Genomic DNA, 25895 nt, shown 5'->3' with positions numbered 1-25895 from the left:
GTTCAGGTCATGCCGCCCGCTTCGGCCCTGCGCCGTGGGCATGCACCGCGGATTTCCACCTCCCTTTTATTTTCATCCTTATCGCTTTATTCGACTTATAATGAGGCGTTCTGATCCGCCCTGGTCTGGCGACCCTTCGGACCTGTGCCGGATGGATGATCATCGCCCGCCGGGCCATCGTCCGTCACGGCCGCACCTGGAACCGGTCACCACCGGACAGGGGGTGCACGGCCATGACGGCCCCTATTGAGTTCACCGGCTCGGCCGCCGAGGCGCAGCCGGAGTCCGTGCTGTCCGGGATGGGCGAGGGGATCGAGGGCCGGTCGCTCGGGCAGATCGCATGGATGCGGTTCAAGCGTGACAAGGTCGCGGTCGCGGGCGGCATCGTCGTTCTCTGCCTGATGGTGCTGGCAGTCTTCGCCAAGGTCATCGAGTCCGTCTTCAAACTTGATCCGAACGCCTTCCACCAGAATCTGATCGACCCGGTGCTGCTCAGGCCCAAAGGGGCCTGGGGCGGGATCAGCTGGGACCATCCCCTCGGCGTCGATCCGCAGTTCGGCCGCGACCTGCTCGCGCGGATCATCGAAGGTGCGTGGGTGTCACTGGCGGTCGCGTTCGGCGCGACCGTGCTGTCGGTGACCCTCGGCACGGTGCTGGGCGTGGCCGCCGGCTATTACGGGGGCTGGGTCGACACGGTGATCAGCCGCCTCATGGACATCTTCCTGGCCTTCCCGCTGCTCCTCTTCGCGATCGCGCTGTCCGCCTCGCTTCAGGGCGGCGCCTTCGGACTGCACGGGCTGACGCTCCACATCAGCGTGCTGATCTTCGTGATCGGCTTCTTCAGCTGGCCCTACATGGGCCGCATCATCCGCGGCCAGACGCTTTCGCTGCGCGAGCGCGAGTTCGTCGACGCGGCGCGCACCCTCGGCGCCCGGGGGCCGCACATCCTGTTCAAGCAACTGCTGCCGAATCTCGTCGCACCGATCATCGTCTACTCGACGCTGCTGATCCCGACGAACATCCTCTTCGAGGCCGGTCTGAGCTTCCTCGGCGTCGGCATCCAGCCGCCGCAGGCGTCCTGGGGCGGCATGCTCAACCAGGCCATCAGTCTCTACCAGGCGGATCCGTGGTTCATGCTGGTCCCGGGTCTGGCGATCTTCATCACTGTCCTGGCATTCAACCTGCTCGGCGACGGACTCCGGGACGCCCTGGACCCGCGGAGCAGGTGATACGCGTACCGATTCCCGTCTCAGGCGAGGGGAGCTCGTCATGAGGAGATCAAAGACCACATACGTTCTTGCGGGGGCCGCAGTCGCCGCGCTGGTCGTATCAGGGTGCGGCGGTGGCGGTGGCGGCAGCGGAACGGCGGGGAAAGCCCCCGCCTACAACGCGGGCATCACCGGCGTGGTCAATCCCTCCGACCACAAGGGCGGGACAGTGGTGTACCAGCTCTCGAGCACACCGGACTCGATGGACCCCGGCAACACCTACTACGCCTTCATGTGGAACTTCTCCCGGGTCTACGCGCGGGCGCTGACCACCTTCCAGCCCGCACCCAAAGGTGCCGGCCTGAAGCTCGTACCGGACCTCGCGCAGGGGCTCGGCAAGCCCAGTGACAACGGCAAGACCTGGACTTACCACATCCGTCCGGGACTGAAGTTCTCCGACGGCACACCGATCACGACCAAGGACGTCAAGTACGCCATCGAGCGCAGCAACTACGCGCCCGATGTGATGTCCAACGGGCCCACGTACTTCAACGCGCATCTGGTGGACAACACCCCCAAGTACCAGGGGCCGTACAAGGACAAGACCGGCGGCCTGAAGTCGATCGAGACGCCTGACGCCACCACCATCGTCTTCCATCTCAGCCAGCCGTTCGCAGACTTCGACTACCTGGTCAGCAATCCGCAGACCGCGCCTGTCCCCCAGGCCAAGGACACCGGCTCGGACTACGTGAAGCACGTGATCTCGTCCGGCTCGTACATGTTCCAGAGCTATACGGACGGCAAGGGCGCAACGCTGGTGAGGAACCCGAACTGGAGCGCGTCCTCCGACCCGATCCGCAAGCAGCTCCCGGACAAGATCACCGTCCAGTTCAACATCGCCCAGACCACGGTCGACCAGAACCTGATCGCCGGCAACGCCACGCTGGACGTCGCGGGCGCCGGCATCGCGGCGCAGAGCCAGGCCGCCGCCTTGAGCAACCCGACCCAGAAGGGACACATCGACGACGCACAGAGCGGCGCACTCGCCTATGTGGCGATCTCCACGGCCGTGAAGCCGTTCGACAATGTGCACTGCCGCAAGGCGGTGGAGTACGCGGTCGACAAGGTCTCCGCGCAGACCGCGACCGGCGGCGACATCCACGGTGACATCGCCACGACGATCCTGCCGCCCACGGTCTCCGGCCACGTCAAGTACGACCTGTACAAGACCCCCGGTGACAAGGGAGCGAACTCGCCGCAGGGCCTCGCCGCGGCCAAGGACGAGCTCAAGCGGTGCGGCCACCCGGGCGGCTTCTCCACCAACCTCTCCGCCCGGTCCGACCGGCCCAACGAGATCGCGATCGCCCAGGCGGTCCAGGCGTCGCTGAAGAAGGTCGGGATCAACGTCGGCATCCAGCAGTACCCGTCGGGGAAGTACTTCACCGACAACGCCGGCGCGCCGGCCTTCGTCCACTCGCACGGTCTCGGTCTGATGATGACGGCGTGGGCCGCCGACTGGCCGACCGGTTACGGCTTCCTCCAGCAGATCATCGACGGCAGGGCCATCAAGGCCTCCGGCAACTCCAACCTGTCCGAGCTGAACGATCCCGCCATCAACCGGATGCTCGACGCGGCCATCAGCAACACCGACGCCGCGGCCCGCACCAAGGCGTGGGGTGACATCGACAAGGCCGCGATGGAGCAGGCGTCTCTGGTGCCTCTGCTCTACCGCAAGGACCCGCTGTACCGCCCGGACCACGCGACCAACGTGTTCGTCACCGAGGCATACGGCATGTACGACTACCTGAACGTCGGCCACCAGTAGCCCTCGGCGGACGCGCGGACCGTACCGGAACGGAGGAATTGAGGAGGTGAAGGGCGAGGCGCCCGCCGACCGGGCCGAGGTCCGGCCGGCAGGGGCCCCGCCGCCCGACCGTGGGTGCGTACATCATCCGGCGCGTGGCGGCGGCGGTGATCCTGCTGTTCGTCGTGACGGCCATTACCTTCGCGATCTTCTTCCTGGTGCCGCGCCTGGCCGGCGAGAGCAGCACTCAGCTGGCGGCTCAGTACGTCGGCCGCGACCCCAGTCCTGAAGCGCTGGCCGCCGTCAAGAAGAACCTGGGTTTCGACCAGCCGCTGTATACGCAGTACTGGCAGTTCGTGCACGGGATCTTCGCCGGCCGCACGTTCCATTTCGGGCCGGACGCCTCCTACTGCCAGGTACCGTGCTTCGGTTACTCGTTCAAGAGCCACCTGCCGGTCTGGCCGCAGATCACCCAACGCATCCCCGTGACGCTGTCACTTGCCGTGGGGGCGGCGGTCATCTGGCTGATCAGCGGTGTGTCGATCGGCGTGCTGTCGGCGCTCAAGCGCGGTTCGATCTTCGACCGGCTCTCCATGGGCATCGCGCTGGCCGGCGTCTCGCTGCCGATCTTCTTCACCGCGCTGGTTTCGCTCGCACTGTTCAGCTACAAGTGGTCGATCTTCCCGAACCTGCAGTACGTGCCCTTCACCTCGGACCCGCTGATGTGGGCGAAGAATCTGGTACTGCCCTGGATCACCCTCTCCTTCTTGTACTCGGCCCTGTACGCCCGGCTCACCCGGGCAGGCATGTTGGAGACGATGAGCGAGGACTACATCCGCACCGCACGGGCCAAGGGCCTCAGCGAACGGACAGTGGTCGTCAAGCACGGTCTGCGCTCCGCCCTCACCCCGATCCTCACGATCTTCGGCCTGGACATCGGTCTGCTGCTCGGCGGCGCCGTACTGACCGAGACCGCCTTCTCGCTGCCCGGAGTCGGGCAGTACGCGGTGCAGGCGATCACCGACAACGACCTGCCGAAAATCATGGCCGTGACCACGCTGGGCGCCTTCTTCATCGTCGTGGCCAACCTTGTGGTGGACGTGCTCTACGTCGCCGTCGACCCCAGGGTGAGGTACTCATGAGCCGCAAACCTCTCGAACAGCCGCCGATGGGGGCGTCCATCGGCGGTGTGGAGGCGGGCCGTGGCGCGCCGCCCGGTACCGGCTTTCTCCAAGTACGCGACTTGCGCATCCACTTCGACACCGACGACGGCCTGGTCAGGGCCGTGGACGGCATCTCCTTCGAGCTCGAGCGCGGCCGGACCCTGGGGATCGTCGGCGAGTCCGGGTCCGGCAAATCGGTGACCTCGCTGGGCATCATGGGCCTGCACCGCACGCTCAAGGCCAAGATCTCCGGCGAGATCTGGCTGGACGACGAAGAACTCAACTCCGCCCCTCCCGAACGCGTGCAGCACCTGCGGGGCCGCAAGATGGCGATGATCTTCCAGGACCCGATGACCGCGATGCACCCCTTCTACACAATCGGCGCCCAGATCACCGAGGCCTACCGGGTGCACCACCGGAAAGTGAGCCGCAAGGAGGCCCGCCTACGGGCGGTGGAGATGCTCGAACGGGTGGGCATCCCGCAGCCCGCCACCCGCGTCGACGACTATCCGCACCAGTTCTCCGGCGGTATGCGCCAACGCGCCATGATCGCCATGGCTCTGGTCAACGACCCCTCGCTACTGATCGCGGACGAGCCGACGACCGCACTGGACGTCACCGTCCAGGCGCAGATCCTGGACCTCATCCGCGAGCTCCAGCAGGAATTCGGTTCCGCTGTGATCATCATCACTCACGACCTGGGGGTGGTGGCCGAGTTGGCCGACGACATCCTGGTGATGTACGCCGGCAAGTGCGTGGAGAAGGGCGAGACCAGGCAACTGTTCACGGCGCCCGAGCATCCGTACACCTGGGGCCTGCTGGGCTCCATGCCGCGCATGGACCGCGAAATGCAGACGCGGCTGATCCCGATCGCCGGGAACCCGCCGAGCCTGATCAGACTGCCGCGCGGATGCGCGTTCCACCCGCGCTGCCCCTTTGCCGACCGCAATGGTGACAAGTCCCGCACGGAGGTCCCCGAGCTGACCGACGCGTCAGGCACCGGCCATCTCGTGGCCTGCCATCTGCTGCCCAAGGAACGGCGCCGGATCTTCGCCGAGGAAGTGGCGCCCCGGCTGTGAGGCCGGACGAAGGCTGAAAGGCAGGACGAAGGAGGTGGAGGACTCATGGGACCCACGCAGACCACCGATCACGAGCCCCTGCTGAACGTCCAGGGACTGGTGAAGCACTTCCCCATCACCCAGGGCCTGCTGCGCCGTCAGGTCGGCGCGGTGCGGGCGGTGGACGGCATCGACTTCAGCGTGCTGCCCGGAGAGACGCTGGGCGTGGTCGGCGAGTCCGGCTGCGGCAAGACCACGACCGGGCGGCTGATCATCCGGCTCCTCGAGCCCACCGCAGGGAAGATCGAGTTCGAGGGGCACGACATCACGCACCTGTCGCCGGGCGCGATGCGGCCCCTGCGCAAAGACATCCAGATGATCTTTCAGGACCCGTACTCCTCCCTCAACCCCCGGCACACCGTCGGCACGATCGTGGGCGCCCCCTTCCGGCTGCAGAAGGTGGAGACCGAGCAGGGAGTGAAGCGCGCCGTCCAGGACCTGCTGGAACTGTGCGGGCTCAGCCCCGAGCACTACAACCGCTACCCGCACGAGTTCTCCGGCGGCCAGCGGCAACGCATCGGTGTGGCCAGGGCGCTGGCGCTGCGGCCGAGGATGATCGTGGCGGACGAGCCGGTGTCGGCGCTGGACGTCTCCATCCAGGCCCAGGTGGTCAACCTGCTGGACGATCTCCAGGCGGAGCTGGGCCTCACCTACGTGATCATCGCGCACGACCTGTCGGTCATCCGGCACGTCTCCACCCGGGTGGCGGTGATGTACCTGGGAAAGGTGGTGGAGATCGGCGGCAAGGAGTCGCTGTACCGCGGACCCATGCACCCCTACACGGTGGCACTGATGTCCGCGGTCCCCGTCCCGAACCCGGAGCGCCGCACCAAACGCGAACGGATCCTCCTCAAGGGCGACGTGCCCTCGCCCGCGAACCCACCGCCCGCGTGCCGCTTCCACACCCGCTGCTGGAAAGCGCAGGACATCTGCAGGATGCAGGAACCACCGCTGAGAGAGCTCAAGCGGGGACACCTGGTGGCCTGCCACTTCCCGGAGAACACGTCTGGCGAAGCAGACTAGCCAGCGCGTTTCACTTGCGGCCGTGTCCGGACCATGAGCGGGAACGCGAAAGTGTGCCACCGCCCGCGAGACCGCCTGGCTGCAGGCGGGCGAGAGCCGGGGTGGATCCCCGCCGCGCAGCGGCCGGGCGCGAACTGCGCGGCCTGGTCCTGGACATCGACGCCACGCTCGTCACCTGCGCCCCTCCGGGAAGGAGCACGCGGCGCCGACTGCAAACACGGCTTCGGCTACCACCCGCTGCTGTGCTTCCTGGACAACACGGGCGAGGCCCTGGCCGGTTGCTGCGGCCCGGCAATGCCGCGGCCGACACCTCCGCCGACCACATCACCGTCCTCGATGCCGCGCTCGCTGCTGAGCAAGCGACCGGCCGAGACCGCCGGTCGCGGGACGCCGCTGAGGCTCGGGCGTGTCTGCCCGGGCCTCAGCGGTTCGCGGAAAGCTGATTGGCGATCAGTATGCAATGGGCATGAACCGGTTACGGGCGTACGGCCGCTCCACCCCGCGGCCGATCCGGTCCCCGATCCGACTCCCCTGTTCCGCGCCGGTAGGGAGAGATGCCATGAGCACGACCCATGAGATGCAGTTGGTCAACACGTCGGCATCGGGCGCCGAGGAATGGTTCTGCCCAAGTTGCCGGCGACGGATACTCATGCAGTGGCCGCCCCGGTACGAGTTGGTGGTGCTGGAGCGCGGCGACGAGACCGTCGTCCATGCGGGAGGGAAGGGCGGCCTGTCGATCGTACGAACCGAAGTGCCCGCCACGCCGGCCCTCCCGCAGCCGACGGCCGTGTCTTCCGGGCCGGGACCGGAGGACAGCCGCTGGCTGCGGGAGATCGGCATCGCCTGGGACGACGCGGCGGGCCCGGACTCGGGCTCCGCCGCGTGAGGCGTGGTCCGGTGCCCGTCACCGTCACAGGCTGAGCACGAGCCCGTCCAGGGTGGCCGCCAGCGCGCTCGGGTGGAGCCCGCCGGGTTCACGCAGGCTGACCGCGATGCCCAGGCTGTGGGTGCCGGGCGGCAGACCAGGCAACGGCAGCCGGATGACGGGGCGTCCGGCGACCACCACGCCCCTGCCGTCGGCCAGCATCCGCCGTCCGGTGTCGGTCAGGGTCTCGGTGACGGCCGCGTAGTACGCGAAACGCTGCTCCGGGCCGCCGGACGGCGGCAGTTCGAGCGTGACGTCCATGGCGAACGGCGCCCACGCCCGTACGGTGCCGCCGTCCCCGACCGACAGCCGGGGCGCGGCCAGGACGACGGTCGGCGGCGGCACGGGGCGGGCTTCGGGCTGGTCGGCTGCCTCCGGCTCGGGCTGTGCGTCGCCCCCCGGCGGGTCCGGCCGGCCCAGGACACAGGCCAGCAGCGCCTGGGCGTCCCACTCGGGCCAGTGCCGGGTCTCCCCGGTGCGTACTTTGCGGATCTCCGTCGCACGGACCCGGCCCCGGTCGAGCCGGACCCTCAGGACGAAGCTCTCGTACTCCTCCTCGTCGGCCGACTCCGGCTCCGACTCCGGCCCGGGTTCCGCCGCTGCGAGTTCCGCCGCGTCCTTGCGCCATCGCTCGGCCCGGCTCACGGACATGCCGTGCAGGTCGTGCACGGCGGCCAGCACCTCGTCCGTGGATGCGGCGGACAGTTCGGCGCAGGTGCGTATTCCGGCCGCGGCCAGTCTGCGCGCCGTGGACGCGCCGACGCCGTCGATGCGGGTCAGCTCTTCGGTCACGGCAGCTCTTTGATGACCTCGATCACCGGAAGCGTGGTGAACGCGGCGATGCCGGGGTTGTCGGGGAACTGGACGAACGCCGACAGCTGGTAGAGCCCGGGCTTGACGGTGCCGGCCGGGATCTTCACCTCGGTGTCCGCGCCCTGGTAGACCTTCGTGGGGTGCGGCAGGGATGTCTTCAGGCTGCGTTCGAGCGTTGTCGTGAACGCCGGGGTGTTGGCCAGCGGGGCGAAGGCGTAGGTCACCTTGTACTTCGCGCCGTTCATCGACGGGATCACAAGGCCGTCGATCTCGAAGACCAGGTTGATCTTGATCTGCTTGTCGGCGTCGAGCACGAGCTGGGACGGGATGCCGTCGTTGTCCGTCACGTGGATGGCTGTGGCGCCGATCCCGAATGCGACGTTGCTGCCGAGTGTGGGCTGTCCGGGCATGCTGGTCTCCCCCTGAGACGTGAGCGGTCGGCTCGGTGGCCGAGTGCCACCGGCCATGGCACCGGTTATGCCGGACGCCGCTTAACGGCCTCGCCGAGCACCGCTTAATCGCGCGGCCCGGCGCGTTAAGCCACGCGTTAAGCCACGCGTCGAGCCACGCGTTGTGCCACGCGTTGTGCCACGCGTTGTGCCACGCGTCGAGCCACGCGTTGAGCGACGCGTCGAGCCACGCTCACACCGGAAGGTCGGCGCGGAGCCGGTCGTACAGTGCCGCCGTCTCGCGCTGTGGCGATATGCCGAGCTCGGCCTCCAGAGCCTTGACGCAGGAGCGGAACTGGAGAATGGCCAGGTGGGGTTGGCCGATCCGGCTCAGGCAGCGCATCAGGCGGCGGTGGGCGCTCTCCCGGCACGGGTCCAGCTCGACCAGTCGGCGGCAGAGGTCGGCGCAGGGGACGTAACGTCCGGTGGTGAAGTGCAGTTCGCTGAGCCGGGCGAGGGCGTCGAGGTGGGCCAGGCGCAGCCGCTCCCGGTAGAGGGCGCTCCACTCCTCGTACGGGGATTCGGCGAGGAACTCGCCCCGGTAGAGGGCGAGCGCCTGCTCGTAGTCCGTCACCGCGACGGTGTTGTCGCCGCGGTCCTCCGCGTCCCGGGCGGTGCGCAGCCACAGCTCGAACTCGTCGCAGTCCAGCCACAGGCCGAGGCCCGGGCAGAGCCGGTATGTGCCGCAGCTGAAGACGACCACGGGGTCACCGGTGGCGGTGCGCAGGGTCTGGCGCAGTTGGTGCAGTGCGACACCGAGGCTGTTGCGGGCGGCCTCGGGGGCGGAGTCCGGCCAGAAGGCGTCCATCAGGGCCTCCCGGTGCGGCCAGGGGTCGCGGTGGGTGGCCAGGAAGGCGAGCAGTGAGCGGGTGCGGTGGCCGTTCCAGCCCTCGGCGGGGACGCCGTCGACGCTGACGTTGAGCGAGCCGAGCAGGGTGATCGCCAGCTGCGGCGCACAGTGCGCGGCAGACCCGGCCGGGTCGGGAGACCGCTGCGGTTCCGGGGCACGCCAGGCGTGGCGCAGCCGCCCCCACAGCCGGGGGCCGGGGTCTGCGTGGGCCGCGTCGTCCGATGTGTGCGGCGGGGTCCGGTCCGCATCCGGCGCCCCGGCCTGCCGGAACCAGTCGGCGGCGGCCTCACGGTCCCCGGCCAGCAGGGCCAGGCGTCCCTGGCGCAGTTGGGCGGCCCGCAGGTGGGACGCCAACCCTGCGGAGGCGGCCAGCATCGCCGCGGTACGGGCGTGGGCGGCGGCGGTCGCCAGGTCGCCGGTATCGGCGGCGGCGTCGCTCGCCTCCAGCAACTCACTGCAGAGCCGGTTGTTCGGGACTCCGGGCAGTGGTGGCTGCAGCGGCGGCTGCGGCGCGGATGAGCTGCTGTGACCAGGCATGACGTCTCCCCCTGCGGTTCTGCCTGGCGTCCACTCAAGGACGGTGGTTTGTGTGTGTCAATCCGCATTTCGGTCCCGACGACCGGCGGCGCCCGCAGGCCGTCGGGACCGAAATTCCGCACCGCGGCCGGACGGCCTTCCCCAGCATGCCGAGCGAGCCCATCGACGAAGGGCCGATGGGACTCGAACCCACGGCCGACCGATATGCTCCCTCTCCATGCGGGTCTGCTCGCGGTCAGGGCCTCTGGGTGGCCCGGTGCACGAAAGCAGGCGGTAGGTTCGCCCACACCGTCTTCGAGCGTTCCAACCGGTCGAAACGGCAGGCCAGTTCGCCGGTGAAGTGACGGGCGGGCGGGGTCCAGGCCGCGTGCAGGTAGGCGAAGGTGGTGAACCGGCCGCCGGGCGTGAGTACTTCGGTCACGGCATCCAGGATGTGCCCGCGCTGGTTCTGCGGCATGACCGTCCACGGCAGCCCGGAGACCACCGCGTCGACCGGTTCGCCGACCACGACGGCCAGTTCGGCCGCCGAACCCTGCACCACGGTCAGCCGTGTGTCGCGCCGGGTGTCCGACAGCCGGGCGGCGAGCACCGGGTTCAGCTCGACGGCGACGAGCCGTGCGTCGGAGGCGAGCCGGGCGAGGATCGCGTCGGTGAACACCCCGGTCCCCGGGCCGAGCTCAGCAACGGTCCGGGCCTGCTCCAGGCCGATGCCCTCGGTCATCGCGTACGCCAGCCGTCGTGAACTGGCCGCCACGGCACCGGTCATGAGGGGCCGCCTGAGGAACTCGGTGGTGATCGACATGGCGGCCATGCTGGAAGCGCCCCGGGTGGCCGCACGTCGTATCCCCGGCCGGTGTCCGTACGACTGCGGGAGGACCCCGTGACGCCCGCCAGGACGATGCCGGGGAGCGGGCCCCGGCCGTAGCGTGAGGCGGTGCATCGGCTGATCGAGACCCTGCCCCGCCTGCGGCGCGGACATCCGTGGCTGACGGACGTCCTGCTGGTCGTGCTGGTTGCCGTGCCCCCGGTGATCCGCCCGCAGCCGGGCTGGCGGCCGGTCTGGGTACAGGCGGTCGTGTACGCCGCCCTGGTGCTGCCCCTACTGTGGCGGCGCCGCCGGCCGGTGCTGGTCGCGGCCCTGGTGACGGCCGCGTTCTGGGCCCAGTACCTCGGACAGGTGTGGGGACAGGAACCGGGACGCGGCGCCGTCGCCCTGGCCGCGGTCCTGGCCACCCTCACGGTACGCGGCCTGCGCCGGGCCGCCACGGCAACGGTGATCTGTGCCGCCGGCTGTGTACTGCTGTGGATTCCCGCCTGGCAGCGGGACTACGGGGGCCCGGGTGCCCGCGGTGCCTGGCTCACCCCGCTCGCGGTGGGGCTCCTGCTGGCCGGGGCCTGGGTGTTCGGCGAGTACGTCCGTGCCAGGCGCGCCTATATCGCTGAGTTCGAGCGGCGGGCCGCGCTCGCCGAGTCGGAGCGCCTCGCGCTGGCCCGGTTCGCCGTCGCCGAGGAGCGGGCTCGCATCGCCCGCGAGATCCACGACCTCCTCGCACACAGCGTGAGCGTGATGGTGCTGAACGCCGAGGGCGGCAGGCTGATGCGGCACATCGACCCCACGGTCGTCGACCGCACCCTCGGCGTCATCAGCGCGACCGGCCGCGACGCCCTGGACGAACTGCGCCGACTGCTGGAGGTGCTGCGCACCCCCGACGCGGACGCCTCATCCGGCGACCCCGGACCCGGCGACGGTGGGGTCGGTGAGTCCCTCTCGGCCGGTCTGCGGCGGCTGGTCGGGCGCCTCAACACCAACGGCACGCGCGCCCGGCTGGACCTACGCGGAGAGCCGGGCGGTCTTCCGGCGGATCTCACCGTGCAGACGTACCGCATCGTGCAGGAGGCGCTCACCAACGTCGTCAAGCACGCGCCGCCGGACGCCGCAATCCATGTACGGGTCGACACCGGTACCGAGGGGCCCGGGCGGCTGGTCCGCGTCCGGGTGGAGAACTCCGCCGGAGCCGGAGCCGGAACCGGAACCGGAACCGGAGCCCTCCCGGAGCACCCCGCCCGACTGCTCGCCTGCGGTCACGGACTCACCGGCATGCGCGAACGCACCGCCCTGTACGGCGGGAGCGTCGACGCCGGACCCACACCCGACGGGGGCTACCGGGTCACCGCCTCCCTGCGCCCCACCGAGCCCGAGCCCACCACGGCGACCCCATGACCGGCCCGACCCCCACCCCGTCATCGTCGCGGGTGCTGATCTGCGACGACCAGGAACTGATCCGGATGGGACTGCGCATGGTCATCGACAGCCAGCCCGACCTCACCGTGGTGGGCGAGGCCGCCGACGGCGACGCGGCGATCGCGGGTGTGGCCGCCCTGGAGCCGGACCTCGTCCTGATGGACGTACGCATGCCCGGCCTGGACGGGCTCGCCGCGACCGAACACCTCTGCGCGCAGCCCCATGGGCCCCGGATCCTCGTCGTCACCACCTTCGACCTCGACGAGTACGCCTACGCGGCCCTGCGTGCCGGCGCGAACGGCTTCCTCGTCAAGGACGCCCCCGCCGAGGAGATCCTGGTGACCGTCCGGGCGGTGCTGCGGGGCGAGGTCATGGTGGCGCCCTCACTCACCCGGCGCCTGGTCGAACGCTTCGTCCTGCAATCCCCCACGTCCGTGCCCGCCCAGCGCAGCCGCCTGGCCGCGCTCACCGAGCGGGAACGGGAAGTCCTCGCCCTGGTCGCCCGGGGGCTGGCCAACGGCGAGATCGCCGAGCGCCTCTTCGTCGGGGAGACGACCGTCAAGACCCACCTCGGCCGCATCCTGACCAAACTCGGCCTCCGCGACCGTATCCACGCAGTGATCTTCGCCTACGAGAGCGGGCTGATACGGGCCGGGGACTGAACAGCGACAGGCACAGCGCCAGGCTGCCCGCATCGCCGTGTTTCCACCAGTACGCAGGCAAAGCAGCGCACATTCCTGCCTGGTTCTGTGCCCCTCACCACCGACCGATGGCCGAGCACCTCGACCGTCGGTTCCCGTACAGGGAACGCTGCCAGGTCCTCCTGGACGTGCTCGCCGACACCGGCCCGCCGATCGTGCCGCCGGTGGGGGCAGCTTAAAGAGACACTCCCTGCAGAGGCATCCTCGCGGAAGCGCACCTCAGCCGTGGTACGCCACGCGGACGGCGTACGCGTCGGCCGGAAGTGCGTCCAGGTAGTCGTTGAAGTAGCGGCGCCGCTCAGCGTTCGCGACGTCCAGCCAGCGTCCGTCCAGGGTCAGCAGGGCGTTCGAGGGCAGGACGGCGTCGGCGGTTTCCCGTGCGTACGCTTCGAGGTCGCCGGTCAGGCGGGCGGCCGGGTCGCCGCCGATCAGCTCCCGGAGCCCGGGATTGTTCCTGAGCGCCACGACGGCCGGCTGGGTGCGGTAGTCCTCCAGGACCTGTGCCTGCGGGTAGTTCTCGGGGTCGGCGAAGTGTCTGGCCCAGAAGTGGCTCGGCGGCCGGGTCGGCGGGTAAGCGGCGGAGAAGTCCTGCCACGCTTCGAAGGCCCGCCGCGCCCGAGCAGCCGCCCGAGCGCGTGGCGTTTCGAGATCCAGCAGTGCTCGCGGTCCGCCGTCGCACAGTGTCGGCGGCACGTTGCGAGGCTCTCCGGACAGGGTTTCGGCACCCCGGATGAGGCGCGGGTCGTCCTCGTGCCCCGGGACGACCAGGAACTCGCAGCCCCCGGCGCCGATCTGCCAGTAGTCCCACCAGGTCTCGACATCCGGATCGCCGACACCGGCATCACGGTTGTAGTCGTACGGCGCCATCGCCGCGCTGACGGCCTGGACGACGTCCCCCGGGTCGCACGGGGGAAGGCACACCGTCACTCGCTCTTTCGCCATAGCTCTTTCCTCGGTCTCTTCACGCTCATGCCATCGGCGGCGGGTCACAGGAAACGAGCCAGCCGTCACAGCCCCGCTGCCACGAGCGCGTCGCGTCCCCAGATCATGTACAGATCACCGATGACGCCGAGACCGCCCATGATCTTACCCACTCTGCCTTCGCCGCCCGGCCTGGGCTCCGACGGCGCATCGGGCATGCTGGGAGCCTTTTCGGTGACTTCGCCGGGGGTGATCCGAATGGTCCCTCCGCCGGTCTTGCGGACCAGCGGCTGCACGCGATGCGTGTCGAAGGAGCCGTCCGGCCAGATCACGCGGACGTGCTTGTTGCCGACGAACCTGTCCCGGATCGCCTCGGCCTCGGCCTGGCTCTGGGCAACGTAGACGACGTTCTGCGTCTGGCCCTTGGCCTGGGCATCCATCTTCCGCGCCACAGTCTTGGCCGTCTGGTCCGGGGCGAACTGCTTGTTGTTGCTCTCGTTGGCGTCCCAGGAGTCGACCTTGACGATCTTCCCGTTCTTCCAGGTGACCTTGATGAAGTCACAGGTGGTGCCGACTGCCACATGGTCCCCGTTGGCGCCGTGCCACAACGCCTTCTGTTTGATGACACCGTTACTCTCGTCCTGCCACAAGTACTGGGAGCCGCTGCCGTTGTGGGAACGTCGGAATACTTGCCGGCGTTCCGCAGGTCCTCGTTCATGTAGTCGAACGCCACCTGCTCCGAGTGGTTGTTGGTCCTCACACCCAGGGTGTGCGGGACGCCCCGCTCGTCGTAGATGACATCGCGACCCTTGACCGTGCCCTTGGTGAGAGCACGGTCCGAGTCGACCTCCACATGCGGCTTGGCCGTAATGATCCGCCCGCCTTTGCACTTCTCCGTGCCCTCCCAGCACTCTATGGGCAGCAGACCGTCCGGGTCGCTTTTGGCGACCGGGTTGTTGTCCGCGTAGGAGTAGCCGTTGATCTGCAGCGGGTCGGACGGGTCGATGACCGGGTCGGCGGACAGGAAGCGGCCGGTGGACTGGTCGTACTCGCGGGCGCCGAGGTGGATCAGGCCGGTGGCCGTGTCGTCGATTCCGGTGCGCAGGTAGGAGCGCCTGTCGGGCCAGCTGAAGGGCTGGGAGCCGCGGGTCTCGCCGAAGGGCTTGACGAAGCAGCGGGTCACCGTCTGCCCGCTCGTCTCGTCCACCGCGGTGGTGGAGGTGCCGAGCTGGTCGGTGAGCAGGATGCTCAGCCGGTGGCCGGTCGTGTTGCCGTATTGGTGGAGCGGACCACCGACGAAGCCCGACAATTCCTCGCCACCGCCCGAAGGCAGCAACTCGCCGCGCTTTTCGAACTCGCCCTACGCACCGGACTGCGCAAGGGAGAACTCCTCGGCCTGCGCTGGGAAGACCTCGGCAGCGGCACCGCCAGCATCCGCCGCACCCTCCAGCGCACCACCAGCCGAGGCCTGACCACCCTGCCGACCAAAACCATCAGCTCCGAGCGGCGCATCGCCCTGCCGGCCTCCTGCGTCACCTCGCTTCGCACACACCGCGAGCAGCAAGCACAGGAGAAGGAGGAGACGGGCTCGGAGTGGCAGGGCAGCGGACACGTCTTCACGCGGCCGGACGGGCACCCGATCGAACCCGCCACCCTCACCCGGCACTTCAACGCCCTGCTCCGCGAAGCCCGCCTGCGGCCGATCCGGTTTCACGACCTCCGCCACTCGACGGCGACCCTGCTCCTGGAGCAGGGCGTCGAGCTCGTCGTCATCAAGGAGCTCCTCGGCCACGCCCACATCGGCGTGACCAAGACGGTCTACGCCCACGTCCGACTCCGCCTCCAACGCCAGGCCATCGACACCCTCGGACACGCCCTCGGCAACCTCTCCGAGACCGCCGCCAAGCCCGACGACAGCGACGATCTGCCGCTTTGTGCAGCACCCGTCCGCTGACGTTGCCGTCAACTACTGCCGTCAGACACCCCAGAGGCCCCGCTGAAGCAATTTTCCGGGGCCGGCGGGAGTGCGTCCGGCCTGCTCGTCGCCGAGCGTGTAGCCGTAGGAGACGGAGTCGAGCTTGCCGCCGCGGACGTAGGAGGTCAGGGTGCCGTAGTCGCCGGAGGCCGCCTGGCCCCCGCCGAGGTCGTAGTAGTTCGTCTCGGTCGTGTAGTCGTAGCGCTGCACGAACCCGCTCGGTGAGACGACGAAGTCAAGGTTCCAGCGCCAGCCCTCGTGCCTGTCGCACTGCGACGCCTTGCCCTTGGCCGAGTCGTAGCACGGGTCACCCGACTCCGGGTGCAGCACCGGCACGCCCCAGGCGGCGTCCGTCGAGGAGTCGCCAGGAGTGCCGGACTGCATCCCGCCGGAGGTGCCGGGACCGGTCGGGGAGTGGTCGGCGCCGAAATATGCGGCCGTGCCGTCGGTGGTCAGGACCCGGAAGTAGACGCCGTCGTGCAGACCGTTGGCGGCCCCGGACAACTCCTGGACCAGGGTGCCGTCATCGCCTTGCAGCCGCCACTGCTTGATCTCACCCGGGACGCTGGAGTCGACGCCGTCCGGCACCAGCTGCCCGGAGTGCGAGCCGAAGGAGATGGTGGCGTTGTCCAGCATCGGCACCCTCGACGGCACCCTGAACGGCGCCTACTCCTGGGCCACCGACACCAGCCGGGGCAAGGTCCTCAGCCTCACCGGCAGCACCGGATACGCCGCCACCACCGGACCGGCCGTCGACAGCTCCAAGAGCGTCACCGTCTCGGCCTGGGTCAATCTCACCTCCCTCACCGCCAACTCGTCTTTCGTCTCCCAGTCCGACACCGCGGGCAGCGCCAACGGACTGCAGCTGTACTACTCCTCCGCCAAGCATGCCTGGGCCTTCAGCCGCCACAACGACGACACCACCGGTACGTCCTTCACGGCCGCCTACGGCGGCACCCCGACCACCGGCCAATGGACGCACCTGGTCGGCGTCTACGACGCCTCCACCAACCAGCTCACCCTCTACGTCAACGGCCGCCAGTACGGCACCAAGACCTTCGGCGGCACCTCCTGGAACGCCGCCGGCCCTGTCCAGATCGGCCGCCGCCTCTACCAAGGCAGCTACGGCGAATACGCCAACGGCAAGATCAGCGACATCCACATCTACAACACCGCCCTGCCCCCCGCAGACGCAGCCGCGAGGGGCGACAACCCCACCGTCAGCCAACTCGACTGATCACTGAATGCGTTCAGGGCGCTCGGCCGGGAGGCCCCGGTCGAGCGCCCGCTCTCGTGAAACGACGGCTCCCAGTCATCAGAACCAAGATCATGAACATTAGGCAGCTTCTGCTATCAAGGAGCCGTCAGTCACCAATCCGCCCGCCTCCAGGCATGAGCCTGTCGGAGCACATTGCTACAGTTCTCGATCGCTTGACCGGCGTACCCGCGAACGAGCGGTGAACCCCGCCGATCCTCGACCTGGAAGCATCCCCTCCGCTTCTTCTTCGCACTCTCACGCGCATCCGACCGAATCCCTGGGGGAACCATCATGAGACGCAGCACCTTCTTGGCAACGGCCACAGCAACCGCGCTGTCCGCCACTCTGTTCACGGGCCTCTCCCCGGCCCAGGCCGACAACGCCGCCGGGGGCCCCGTCCTGTCCGGCGCGGACGGCTGGTACAGCCAGCCGGGGATGGTCTTCGTGACCGCGCACTCCGACAGCCCGATCACCCGGATCACGGCCCACTTCCACCCGCTGGACGCGCCGGCCGGGGACCCGGAAGCCGGATCGACCGAGGACTTCACCCAGTACTCCGGACAGGACGCGACGTCAGGCACCTGGCGGGCGCCTGTCCACCTGGCGGATCTCGGCGACTACCGGGTGACCGTCGACCTGCAGGACGCCTCCGGCGCCACCGTCACCGGCGCCCTCTCGCCGTACAACCTGCAGTACCGCACCATCGTCACGATCCCCGACCTGACCGCCACCCCGCGCGTGCCGGACTACCTGCACCAGCAGGTCTCCGTCAGCGGCACCGTGCTCGCCACGGACCCCCGCCACTCGGACGTCTCCATTCCCACCGACGGCATGACCGTCGCCGTCAACGCCGGGCACAGCCAGATGACCGCTACCGCCGGCGCCGACGGCCGCTTCACCGCCGCCTTCGTTCCCACCGAGCCGTCAGTCCAACTGTCCGCCGCGCCGCAGGCCTCCAGCAGCTATCCGGGGGCTGTCGACCTGCTGACGTCCCCGCAGTACCTGCACACCACACAGGCCCCGGTCCGTTTCTCGGCCAGCACGCACGCCCTGAACCTGAAGCAGGGTGCCACCGGCACGGTCACCGGCCGCGCGGAGATCCAGACCACCTCCGGCTGGCAACCGCTGCCGCACACCACGATCACCCTCTCCCACCTCGGCTCCAACGGTCTTCCCGACTTCCCAGTCGGCCAGACCACCACCGACAGCAAGGGCGCCTACACACTGCCCGTCTCCTCGTACAACGCCGCACCGACCGCCGAACTCATGGCGGGCACTGACTACATGCCCTTCCAACAGATCGCCACCGAACCCTTCAGCCTCCACGTCGCTTACACCACCCACATCGAGATGAGCGCGTCCATCAACGACGACGCGTCCCTGACGGCCGCCGGCTCCGTCTACTACGAGGACGCGCGCGCCCAATGGCCCGCCAAGCCCACCGTCACCCTGCAGTACTCCAAGGACGGCAAGAGCGGCTGGAAGAGCGCCACCACGATCCCCCTCACGATCCGCTACAACAAGCCGCAGTTCCCAGAGGACTTCGCCCGCACCCTCACCACGCCGAACACCGACGCCTACTGGCGCGCCCGCTTCAACGGAAACCCCGACCTGGGCACCAGCACCACCAAGCCCGTCCACCTCTACCGCTATGCCACCCGCATCACCGGCTTCCACGCTTCCCCCGACCCGGTCCGCAAGTCACAGCCGATCAGCTTCGGCGGCACACTCCAGTACAAGAAGGGCACCACCTGGAAGCCGCTCTACGGCGGCTCACCCACCCTCTACTTCAAGCCCCGCGGCTCCAGCACCTACCACTACGTCTGCGAACTGGAAACCGACAAACACGGCCACCTCATCGGCACGGTAACCGCCAAACAGGACGGCACCTGGGCCCTCGCCCTCAGCCGCGAGACCGGAGACCACTACCTCAGAAGCGCCAGGGTCACCGACTACGTCGACGTCCGGTGACTTCCGGCCACCGATCCGGCAGACCGGCTCAGAGTTGGCGGTTCGACGCATGGCCCCAGTGGCCGGAGGACGCCCCGGCCACCGACCCCAGATGATCAGTCGCCCATCCCCGCGAAACACCGGAGCACCGAAGATCAACGGAAAACTCACCGCCATCAGGGACTGGACCTACACCCCCTGGAACGCCACCGGCCCCGTCCAGATCGGCCGCAAACTCTCCTCCGGCACCTACGGCGAATACGCCAACGCGGCGATCAGCAACATCCGCGTGTACCCCACCGCCCTGCCCGCCGCCGACGCCGCGGCCACCGGCGACGTTCCCAAGGCCGTCCAGCTCGACTGAGCACCACGCTCGGCACTCCGCCCAGGGCCCGTCCCGGCTTACCCTTGGACGGGCCCCGCGTCGCGCCAGGGCCTCAAGGCGGCGCCAGCAGTCAAACCGCGCCGCCGCATGCGGGATCAACGTATCGATCTCTACGTCCTGCCGCACTGTGCGTTGGCCATCCCGTCATCGAGGTGGCTGGCACTCCCTCCCCCCCGGAGCGGGACAGCCCCGGGGGGAGGTTCCTCATGCAAGTCCCACGCCCGGTCTTCAAGGTTGAGGCCCGTGCGCTGCATGCACCCACAGCGAGCCATCCCGCAGGGGTCGGGAAACCAATCGCGCCGCACTGACGAACAGCGGCCGCCACTTTCGGCCGAGCATCGGCCGAGCTGACGATCATGGGCACTCCGCAGGTCAGTCGACGCCGTCGTTACGGCGCCTGCTCTGCAGGTAGAGACGGTTCTGCCCGCGTAGCGGGTGGTGGGGCGGGTGGGACTCGAACCCACGGCCGACGGATTATGAGTCCCCTGTCGGGGACCTCCCCCTCATGTCGCCCCGTGTCGCCCCGTGACAGCCAGTGCCGGTAAGTGCTGGTCACGGGCCCATCCCGAGGAACCCACCTCCGCCTCCGTGTCGGCTCGTGCCGCCCCGTGACACCTCATTACGGGAAGTTCGGGCGAGCACGGGGCGAGCAGAGACCCCCCACGACCTGCACGGATACCGCCCTCCGGCGACACCCACGACCCTACTCGCCCGGGCCCGCGGGCGAGCCCTCCGGACCGTCCTGGGCCCCCTCGACGGGCGCGGCCAGCGGCTCCTCCACAGGCGGGTCCAGCGGCCTCCGCGCCCGCGGCACGAGCCCGGCCGCGCGCTCCGCGATCTCCTGGTCAACCTGAGTCAGCAGCGACGTGTACGTGTCGCCGGCGAGCTGGATGGAGGAGTGACGCAGCGTCTCCTTCACCGCGTGGAGGTCACCGCCGCCGCCGTGGATGAGGGTGGCCGCGCAGTGCCGGAGGTCCCGGAGGTTGATCGGCGGGAGGCCAGCCCGCTTGCAGATCCGGCGGAACTCGTCGGACACCTTCTCCGGGTGGAGCCAGGAGCCGTCCACATCCACGAACTCCTTCCCGTTCTCCTCCCAGTCCCGGGTGTCCGTCCCCTCCTCCCGGTCCTTCGCCGCCTTCGCGTTCCAGGCCTCCCGCTCGGCGGCCTTCCGCCGGCGGTACTCCCGCAGGACGGCCACGTTGAGGGAGTCCAGGGCGATCGTCGCCGCCGAGCCGTCCGTCTTCGGGTCGTCCTCGAACACCTCCCAGTTGTCCACCACGATCTCCTTAGCGATCGTGATGGCGCCGGCGTCCAGGTCTACGTTCCGCTCGTCCTGGCCCACGCCCTCACCGCGGCGCAGGCCCCGGAAGGCGATCAGGTGGAAGAACGCATAGAGCCGGGACTCCTCCGCCTCGTCGAGGAACTGGCCGATCTGCGTCGGCGTCCAGACCATGACGGCGCTCGGCTTCTCGCCCGTCTTGAGCCAGTGCTCCACGTGCCGGTCCAGCCACAGCAGGGCCTTCGGGCGCTTCCCGGACTCCAGCTCCACCCAGGCCGCCGGGTTGAACGTGATGTACTGCCGGCGGATCGCGGCGTTGAGCGCCGTCCGGAGCGTCGCCCGGATGCGCTGCTTCGTCGCCGGCCCCGTGATGAGCCGGTACGGCGGCATCGCCGCCAACTTCTCACGCTCCTTCGCCAGGCGCGCTGACTCCGCCGCCGGCGGCCGGGAGTTCTTCCCCCACTTGCACCGCGCCTCCTGCTCCCGGCGCGCGGCGTTCTCCGCGGCGATCACCTCGTTCTGCTCGGTGATCCCGTCGAAGAACGCTTGGCACTGGGCCACGTTGAAGCGGTCCAGCCGGTAGTGGCCGACGCCCGGTTTCAGGTGCACGCGGATGTGCGACCGGTAGCCGGATGTGGTGGTCCGCTTCGTCTTCTTCGACTCCACCCACGTGTCCAGCCAGTCCCCGACCGTCATGGAGACGTCCATGGGCACGCCGCCGGCCAGGCGCCGTTTCACGTCCTCGGTGCTAGGGATCGGCTCCCGGTCCCGCATCACGGCCATGAGGAGGTCCCCGACCCGGCGGCTGGCGTCCTCGTCGCCGTCCACGAGGTCCAGGAGCGCGCGGAGCTTGTCCATGTCGCCCTGGGTGTCTTTGACCTGCGCGTACCCGGTGCGCCGGAAGGTCCGACGCGTGCCGTCCGCTGCGGCGGGGAGTTCCTGCCGCAGCTGATAGGCGCCGTGGTTGCGCTTCGCCAGTTGCGGGCACGACGTGCCGATCCGCTTACCGTCCGGACCTCGACACTCGCAGCGCTTAGTTATGCCGCCGGCACGCCGCATGGGGTCCTCCTATGACGTTTCTTATTTATGAGCCGAGTTGCGATTTTCGGGCCAGAGAACGGCCCAAGGCTCTACATCATTCCACGGCAATACGTATGGCTCGACGTCTTTCGGCAAAGACGGCATTGCCCACCCTTCCTCGGTGATGCGCCGCCTTACCGCAGCGATCTCCTTCCCCTGCCGCATGAGCGTCTGTTCGTGTCGCTCTACGAACTCCCGCTCGCGCTCAAGGGACATCTCCAGCTCGCGCTCAGACCGTTGCAGGTCGCTGAGGAAGGACTTCCCGATCTCGACCCATGACGGGTCCACGGTAGCGTCGCCAGCCTCGACGTTGCGTAGCTTCTCCTCGACCGCCGATTTCGACTTCTGCCTTTCCTGGGCTTCATCTCCGAGCGAGGTGATTCGCTCCCGCGTCTGCGCCAGGGCTGAAATGTGGAATCGAATTTCGGTGAGGAGGTCTCGATATTGACGGAGGACCCAAACGGGCTTCGCTCCCGTGGAGCGCGGTAGCCCGCGGGCGGGTGCGTTTCCCGCGAACCAGTCGAGGGCGTCGATTGGCTCAAGGGAGCGTTCCGGCAGTGCCTCACAAGCCTCCTCGTACCCGACAGGGAAGACCAACTGCGCCGGCGCGACGTCCAGCGCGGCAGCAAGGACGAGCACCTCGGCCACCATGACCGTGGATCGCCGGCCGCTCTCCATGTTGGCCAGGACCGAGCGCTGAATCGGCATCCCCAGTTCGGCGCACCTGTCCGAGAGCTGCTGCGCACTCATCCCTAGGCGCTGCCGGTGTCGGCGCACCTCCTGGGCGACGGACAGGGCCAGCCGTTCGGACCACGGGGACTCGGTCGGGCGTTGTGTCATGACGGCACGATCTCACGGTCGTTGTGTTCGGACAAGACAACAGCGCTTGACACGAACGGATGCACGACGGAAACTGCGGTGCGTCACCACGACACAGATTTTGCGAGGAGTGACAGAAATAATGGCAACACCTCCGGTTCAAGCTCTGAGTAGGCACGAACTCCTTGCCCTGCCGGCCACCACCGACATCGAAACCGCCGCCCGCGCCTTCGGCCTCGGGCGCACGACCGCGTACACACTTGCCCGGGCAGGAGAGTTCCCCTGCGCGATCATCCGCGCGGGCAAGGGCTACCGCGTCATCACCGCCGACCTTCTGCGCGTCCTGCGCCTCACCCCGGAGACGAACGACGTCGCGGCGGGCACCGGTCCCCGAACCGCCGCCTGATGCAAACGGCCCGCGACGCCGAGGACGGCCGACCGAAGCGCGGTCGCGCCGCCACACGCCCGGCAAGCGAGCGCCACGCCGCCCGTGAGGCGTCCCGTGCGCGCCTCGGGCTCACCACCAACAACCGCGGCCAGACCAAGCTCCCTGCCTCCCTCGTCGACGCCGTCCGCTCCGGGAAGGCCACCGCCTCGCACGCCACCGTCTGGGCGGTCGTAGAGTTGGCATGCGCCTTGGGGCAGGGTCGGTGCACGGCCGCGCAGGGCACCCTCGCCGATGCCGTCGGCACCAGCACGCCCCGCCTCGCCCGACTCCTGGCGGACAACTCGCCGTTGCTGGCCAACCTGGACGGGCGCGGCCCGCTCATCGCCCGGGAACGCCAGGAACGCGGCCTGCCCACGCACTTCTTCGCGCGCCGTAAGGGCGGTCAGATGGGCGGCTGGGCGCCGACGTGGACGCTCACCCTGGTCTGTGACGGGACGTCCCATGAGCAGTTGGTGCCCGCCCGGCTGATATCGCCCAGCGCCTGGCTGCTGTACGCCGTCCTGGTCTGGCGGGCGGGCGATGAGGGGGCCTGCCGCCGCTACGTCCGGGACGTCGCCGCAGACCTGGGCGTCTCAGAGCGTCTGGTTCGGGAGTGGATGCGGGAACTGCGGGCGGCCGGCCTGCTCTTGGTGCGCGACCGCCGTGGCGACAGCCGGAAGCCCGGCATGTCCGCGGTGAGCGCCAGCACGTACATCCCGGTGGTAGTCCGCCAACCACGGCCGCAGGGCCAGGAGCGGGATGTGGTGGCGCTGCTGCGGCGTCTGCCCGGCGACTTGCCGTTGTCACAGGCGTGGACCCTCGACCGACTCGACCCGTCAGCCGGCCTGACGTCCGCACGGGCGGGCCGGGTCGGCTTCGGCGGCTGGGCGGCCTGGCGCCTGCTGGCTGTCGCCGGTCCCGTCCTGTGCCTCACGGAGGCGCTCGCCGACGCCTGCGGCGTGTCCGAGGAGACCGCATCGCAGTGGGCCGAGGAGGCGCTTCGGGCGGGTCTGGCGGTCCTCGATGGGGACCCGATCACGTGGCGGGCCGTCCTCGACCGGCCGACGGCCACCGAGCCGGACGGAGTAGGTGAATCCGCCGAAATCAACCGGCACGGTTTGTTGGGCCCCCACCCACCCGGTTTGTTGGAAGGCGACCGGCACGATTTGTCAGACCCCGACGGGCCGGGCTTGTTGCACGAATCAGGGATCCTCTTCACGGACCCGTCTCAGTTCGGTGGGTTGAGGTCCGTTCCCAAGGCTCAGGTAGTCGGTGGCGGGGGCGATTTGGTTGCTGTTCCGCCGAAGGCGCAGGTTGTAGCCGGACGAGTGCCACAGCTCCTGGCCGCAACGAGCAAGACCAAGCCGCGCCGTGAGGACATCGCCCAGGTGCTGGGCGCCCCGGAAGTCCGGGCTCTGCTGCTGAATCGCATGACCGACTGGCAGCAGCGGGCAACCGAGCGGCAGGTGGCCGATGTTCTGGCCAGCCTCAGCCCCAGTCAGCTCGCCTACCGTGTGACCGCCGCCTTGGTCGGCAAGTCCCCCGCCGACATCCGCACGCCCTACGGCTGGCTGCACCAGGTCATCGCCACTCGGTACGGCTGCACCGAGAGGTGCACGTGTGCCGACCCGGCGTGCGAGGGCGGGGTGATCTGGTACGACGGCACCGCCTGCCGTCACTGCGAGCGGGAGCGGGAGGACCGCATTGCCGCTGCGGTCAGCGACCGGCCGCCGCTGTGGGGACACGCCGAGCAGCCCGCGGGGTCCGTCGTCCAGGGCGTCGGACGGCCCTTGACGGCCTCGCTGGGCCGCCCAGTCCGGACCACGGAGGAAGGCACGCCCGTCGAAGCCTTGCCCCGTGAAGAGGCCCAGGCTCAGATCCGTCAGGCGGTGCGGGCAACTCGGCGGCGGCCCCAGCCGCCAGCCGCACGGGCTGGTGAGAGGGCTAAACCGGTGCCCCCGGCCTTCGCCTGCTCGTCGTCCGCCTACTAGTCGTTGCTCGGTGGCGAGGGCAGTAGAGCTGCGACGGCAAGCAGCTTGTCAATGTGGTTGAAGATCCTGGCGAGCTCGATGTGGGGGTGAGCGCCGAAAGACCAACTCGCCGCGAGGTCGTGCCCGCTGATACTCCAGTTTAGAATGCCGTTCCGGTAGAGATCCCGTAAACGTGGAGCCGCGAGGTTGTGCTCTCCGGCGCTCCGGGATCGAATCCGTCGAGTGAGGTGGGCTTCGACGAGCTGGCGGGTCAGCAGTTGACGGGCTGCGGCGGGGTCAGCCGATCGGAGGCGGAAGGCTTCATCGAAGACGGTGTGTCCTATGGAGAATGAGTTGCTGCAGTCGTTCCATTCTTGGAGTCGGGCCAGGTCGCCTTTCCAGCCCCAGGACCGGAGCTGGCGGCTAACGGGGTCTCGCGTCTCCACGTGCAACTCTGGATAGTCGGCGGGTAGCCGGAGTGCGATCACCATCTGATTGTGGTTGAGGATGTAGTCCCCTGAGCTGCCGAAGTCATTGTTGAGCGAACTTGTATGTTGGGTCTGGAAACACCAATGGGCCACCACTACGCGGTGGCCGTGTCTCATGCCTTCGAGTTGGAATTTCACCCCGTGACGGAACTGACCCTGCTTGAGCACCGCAGTCCAGGAGCCTCCACCACCGTCTCTGTAGGTCCAGCCGTGTGCGGTGGCCCAGGCGATCACTTGCTCGCGGTCACTGCGTTCCTTCGCGCGCTGCCTCCGTCCGCTTCGCACGGCTTGGAAAGCCATCAGCAATATGAGTGCAACAAAGATCCAAACAGTGAGGTTCGGAGAGTCCATGAATCCCCCATGTGCGGCGCTAGCTTGACCACACCCCTGCTTCCCCGTTTCCCCACTTCCCGGCTCTCGCAACCTGCTGCCGCAGACGCTCGGGGTACGGGCCGTACTCGCCGACCGGCAGGTACGGCCCGATGAGCTCCCACTCTTCGTCCGTCAGTT

23 protein-coding genes and 3 pseudogenes are annotated in these 25895 nt (G+C 68.9%); 15 read left to right on the top strand and 11 right to left on the bottom strand.

Translation table 11 applies throughout. The features are described from left to right. The first annotated feature begins 233 nt into the window (after nucleotides 1–233). The 7 genes and pseudogenes from ACSYGN_RS28435 (at nucleotide 234) to ACSYGN_RS28405 (ending at nucleotide 7202) form a co-directional block, all read left to right on the top strand. A complete protein-coding gene (locus ACSYGN_RS28435) occupies nucleotides 234–1229 on the top strand; it encodes an ABC transporter permease (RefSeq protein WP_460400499.1) in 996 nt (331 codons plus the stop codon). Between the two features lie 40 nt (nucleotides 1230–1269). Next, nucleotides 1270–3033, top strand: a complete 1764-nt coding sequence (locus ACSYGN_RS28430) for an ABC transporter substrate-binding protein (protein WP_460400497.1) — start codon at nucleotides 1270–1272, stop codon at nucleotides 3031–3033. Nucleotides 3034–3143: 110 nt separating this feature from the next. Continuing rightward, nucleotides 3144–4154 carry an ABC transporter permease gene (locus tag ACSYGN_RS28425; RefSeq protein ID WP_460400495.1) on the top strand — a complete coding sequence of 337 codons (1011 nt, stop codon included), beginning with the start codon at nucleotides 3144–3146 and terminating at the stop codon, nucleotides 4152–4154. Next, nucleotides 4151–5254: an ABC transporter ATP-binding protein gene (locus tag ACSYGN_RS28420; RefSeq protein WP_460400493.1), complete on the top strand. Its 1104-nt coding sequence runs from the start codon at nucleotides 4151–4153 to the stop codon at nucleotides 5252–5254. The genes ACSYGN_RS28425 and ACSYGN_RS28420 overlap by 4 nt, the downstream gene beginning before the upstream one ends. Nucleotides 5255–5299: 45 nt before the next feature. Next, nucleotides 5300–6316, top strand: a complete 1017-nt coding sequence (locus tag ACSYGN_RS28415) for an ABC transporter ATP-binding protein (RefSeq protein WP_460400491.1) — start codon at nucleotides 5300–5302, stop codon at nucleotides 6314–6316. A gap of 55 nt (nucleotides 6317–6371) precedes the next feature. Continuing rightward, nucleotides 6372–6663 (top strand): annotated as a pseudogene (locus ACSYGN_RS28410) (IS1380 family transposase); the annotation flags it as partial. Between the two features lie 212 nt (nucleotides 6664–6875). Next, nucleotides 6876–7202, top strand: a complete 327-nt coding sequence (locus tag ACSYGN_RS28405; RefSeq protein ID WP_460400489.1) for a hypothetical protein — start codon at nucleotides 6876–6878, stop codon at nucleotides 7200–7202. 24 nt (nucleotides 7203–7226) lie between these two features. Here ACSYGN_RS28405 and ACSYGN_RS28400 read toward each other — a convergent pair whose 3' ends face one another. From ACSYGN_RS28400 to ACSYGN_RS28385, 4 genes are all read right to left on the bottom strand, one after another. Continuing rightward, nucleotides 7227–8033 (bottom strand): helix-hairpin-helix domain-containing protein, encoded by an 807-nt coding sequence (locus ACSYGN_RS28400; RefSeq protein WP_460400487.1) that lies wholly within the window; start codon nucleotides 8031–8033, stop codon nucleotides 7227–7229. Next, complete coding sequence (locus ACSYGN_RS28395; RefSeq protein ID WP_460400485.1) at nucleotides 8030–8464, bottom strand: hypothetical protein; 435 nt, start codon at nucleotides 8462–8464, stop codon at nucleotides 8030–8032. Before ACSYGN_RS28395 ends, ACSYGN_RS28400 begins: the two co-directional genes overlap by 4 nt. 232 nt (nucleotides 8465–8696) lie before the next feature. Further along, on the bottom strand, nucleotides 8697–9890 hold the full coding sequence (locus tag ACSYGN_RS28390) for an AfsR/SARP family transcriptional regulator (protein WP_460400483.1): 1194 nt from the start codon (nucleotides 9888–9890) through the stop codon (nucleotides 8697–8699). Between the two features lie 235 nt (nucleotides 9891–10125). Next, nucleotides 10126–10692: a class I SAM-dependent methyltransferase gene (locus ACSYGN_RS28385; RefSeq protein ID WP_460400481.1), complete on the bottom strand. Its 567-nt coding sequence runs from the start codon at nucleotides 10690–10692 to the stop codon at nucleotides 10126–10128. Between the two features lie 132 nt (nucleotides 10693–10824). Here ACSYGN_RS28385 and ACSYGN_RS28380 point away from each other — a divergent pair, with 132 nt between their 5' ends. Together ACSYGN_RS28380 and ACSYGN_RS28375 are read left to right on the top strand one after the other, a co-directional pair. Next, complete coding sequence (locus ACSYGN_RS28380) at nucleotides 10825–12111, top strand: sensor histidine kinase (protein WP_460400479.1); 1287 nt, start codon at nucleotides 10825–10827, stop codon at nucleotides 12109–12111. Further along, nucleotides 12108–12794 carry a response regulator gene (locus tag ACSYGN_RS28375; protein WP_460400477.1) on the top strand — a complete coding sequence of 229 codons (687 nt, stop codon included), beginning with the start codon at nucleotides 12108–12110 and terminating at the stop codon, nucleotides 12792–12794. The genes ACSYGN_RS28380 and ACSYGN_RS28375 overlap by 4 nt, the downstream gene beginning before the upstream one ends. Before the next feature lie 258 nt (nucleotides 12795–13052). On the opposite strand, the gene ACSYGN_RS28370 is transcribed toward ACSYGN_RS28375, so the two are convergent. The 3 genes and pseudogenes from ACSYGN_RS28370 to ACSYGN_RS28360 form a co-directional block, all read right to left on the bottom strand. Continuing rightward, nucleotides 13053–13775 (bottom strand): hypothetical protein, encoded by a 723-nt coding sequence (locus ACSYGN_RS28370; protein WP_460400475.1) that lies wholly within the window; start codon nucleotides 13773–13775, stop codon nucleotides 13053–13055. Nucleotides 13776–13840: 65 nt separating this feature from the next. After that, entirely contained in the window at nucleotides 13841–14404 is a 564-nt protein-coding gene (locus ACSYGN_RS28365) for a hypothetical protein (protein ID WP_460403965.1), read from the bottom strand. Between the two features lie 257 nt (nucleotides 14405–14661). Beyond that, nucleotides 14662–15027 (bottom strand): annotated as a pseudogene (locus ACSYGN_RS28360) (RHS repeat-associated core domain-containing protein); the annotation flags it as partial. A 15-nt stretch (nucleotides 15028–15042) separates the two neighbouring features. Here ACSYGN_RS28360 and ACSYGN_RS28355 point away from each other — a divergent pair. After that, nucleotides 15043–15708 (top strand): annotated as a pseudogene (locus ACSYGN_RS28355) (site-specific integrase); the annotation flags it as partial. Between the two features lie 21 nt (nucleotides 15709–15729). Here the strand turns inward: ACSYGN_RS28355 and ACSYGN_RS28350 are convergent. After that, nucleotides 15730–16365: a hypothetical protein gene (locus ACSYGN_RS28350; protein ID WP_460400473.1), complete on the bottom strand. Its 636-nt coding sequence runs from the start codon at nucleotides 16363–16365 to the stop codon at nucleotides 15730–15732. Here ACSYGN_RS28350 and ACSYGN_RS28345 point away from each other — a divergent pair. The 3 genes from ACSYGN_RS28345 to ACSYGN_RS28335 all read left to right on the top strand — a co-directional run bounded on the left by ACSYGN_RS28345 (nucleotide 16355) and on the right by ACSYGN_RS28335 (nucleotide 19301). Beyond that, the gene (locus tag ACSYGN_RS28345; protein WP_460400471.1) at nucleotides 16355–16966 is read left to right on the top strand and encodes a LamG domain-containing protein; all 612 of its coding nucleotides are present in this window, start codon (nucleotides 16355–16357) and stop codon (nucleotides 16964–16966) included. The two genes, ACSYGN_RS28350 and ACSYGN_RS28345, sit on opposite strands and share 11 nt — an antisense overlap. Nucleotides 16967–17278: 312 nt before the next feature. Further along, nucleotides 17279–18958, top strand: a complete 1680-nt coding sequence (locus ACSYGN_RS28340) for a hypothetical protein (RefSeq protein WP_460400469.1) — start codon at nucleotides 17279–17281, stop codon at nucleotides 18956–18958. 91 nt (nucleotides 18959–19049) lie between these two features. Continuing rightward, nucleotides 19050–19301, top strand: coding sequence for a hypothetical protein (locus ACSYGN_RS28335; RefSeq protein ID WP_460400467.1), 252 nt, complete (start codon nucleotides 19050–19052; stop codon nucleotides 19299–19301). A 724-nt stretch (nucleotides 19302–20025) separates the two neighbouring features. Here ACSYGN_RS28335 and ACSYGN_RS28330 read toward each other — a convergent pair. Both ACSYGN_RS28330 and ACSYGN_RS28325 read right to left on the bottom strand, forming a co-directional pair. Further along, nucleotides 20026–21660, bottom strand: a complete 1635-nt coding sequence (locus ACSYGN_RS28330; protein ID WP_460400465.1) for a site-specific integrase — start codon at nucleotides 21658–21660, stop codon at nucleotides 20026–20028. 21 nt (nucleotides 21661–21681) lie between these two features. Continuing rightward, nucleotides 21682–22521, bottom strand: a complete 840-nt coding sequence (locus tag ACSYGN_RS28325; RefSeq protein WP_460400463.1) for a helix-turn-helix domain-containing protein — start codon at nucleotides 22519–22521, stop codon at nucleotides 21682–21684. 121 nt (nucleotides 22522–22642) lie between these two features. Here ACSYGN_RS28325 and ACSYGN_RS28320 point away from each other — a divergent pair, with 121 nt between their 5' ends. Continuing rightward, nucleotides 22643–22906 carry a helix-turn-helix domain-containing protein gene (locus ACSYGN_RS28320; RefSeq protein WP_460400461.1) on the top strand — a complete coding sequence of 88 codons (264 nt, stop codon included), beginning with the start codon at nucleotides 22643–22645 and terminating at the stop codon, nucleotides 22904–22906. After that, nucleotides 22906–24918 carry a hypothetical protein gene (locus ACSYGN_RS28315; protein ID WP_460400459.1) on the top strand — a complete coding sequence of 671 codons (2013 nt, stop codon included), beginning with the start codon at nucleotides 22906–22908 and terminating at the stop codon, nucleotides 24916–24918. Before ACSYGN_RS28320 ends, ACSYGN_RS28315 begins: the two co-directional genes overlap by 1 nt. On the opposite strand, the gene ACSYGN_RS28310 is transcribed toward ACSYGN_RS28315, so the two are convergent. After that, on the bottom strand, nucleotides 24915–25736 hold the full coding sequence (locus ACSYGN_RS28310) for a hypothetical protein (RefSeq protein WP_460400457.1): 822 nt from the start codon (nucleotides 25734–25736) through the stop codon (nucleotides 24915–24917). The two genes, ACSYGN_RS28315 and ACSYGN_RS28310, sit on opposite strands and share 4 nt — an antisense overlap. Nucleotides 25737–25895: the final 159 nt, after the last annotated feature.

This window comes from Streptomyces sp. YIM S03343 (assembly GCF_054729195.1).
The sequence above is the reverse complement of the archived record's forward strand: the minus strand, read 5'-3'. Positions and strand labels throughout refer to the sequence as shown.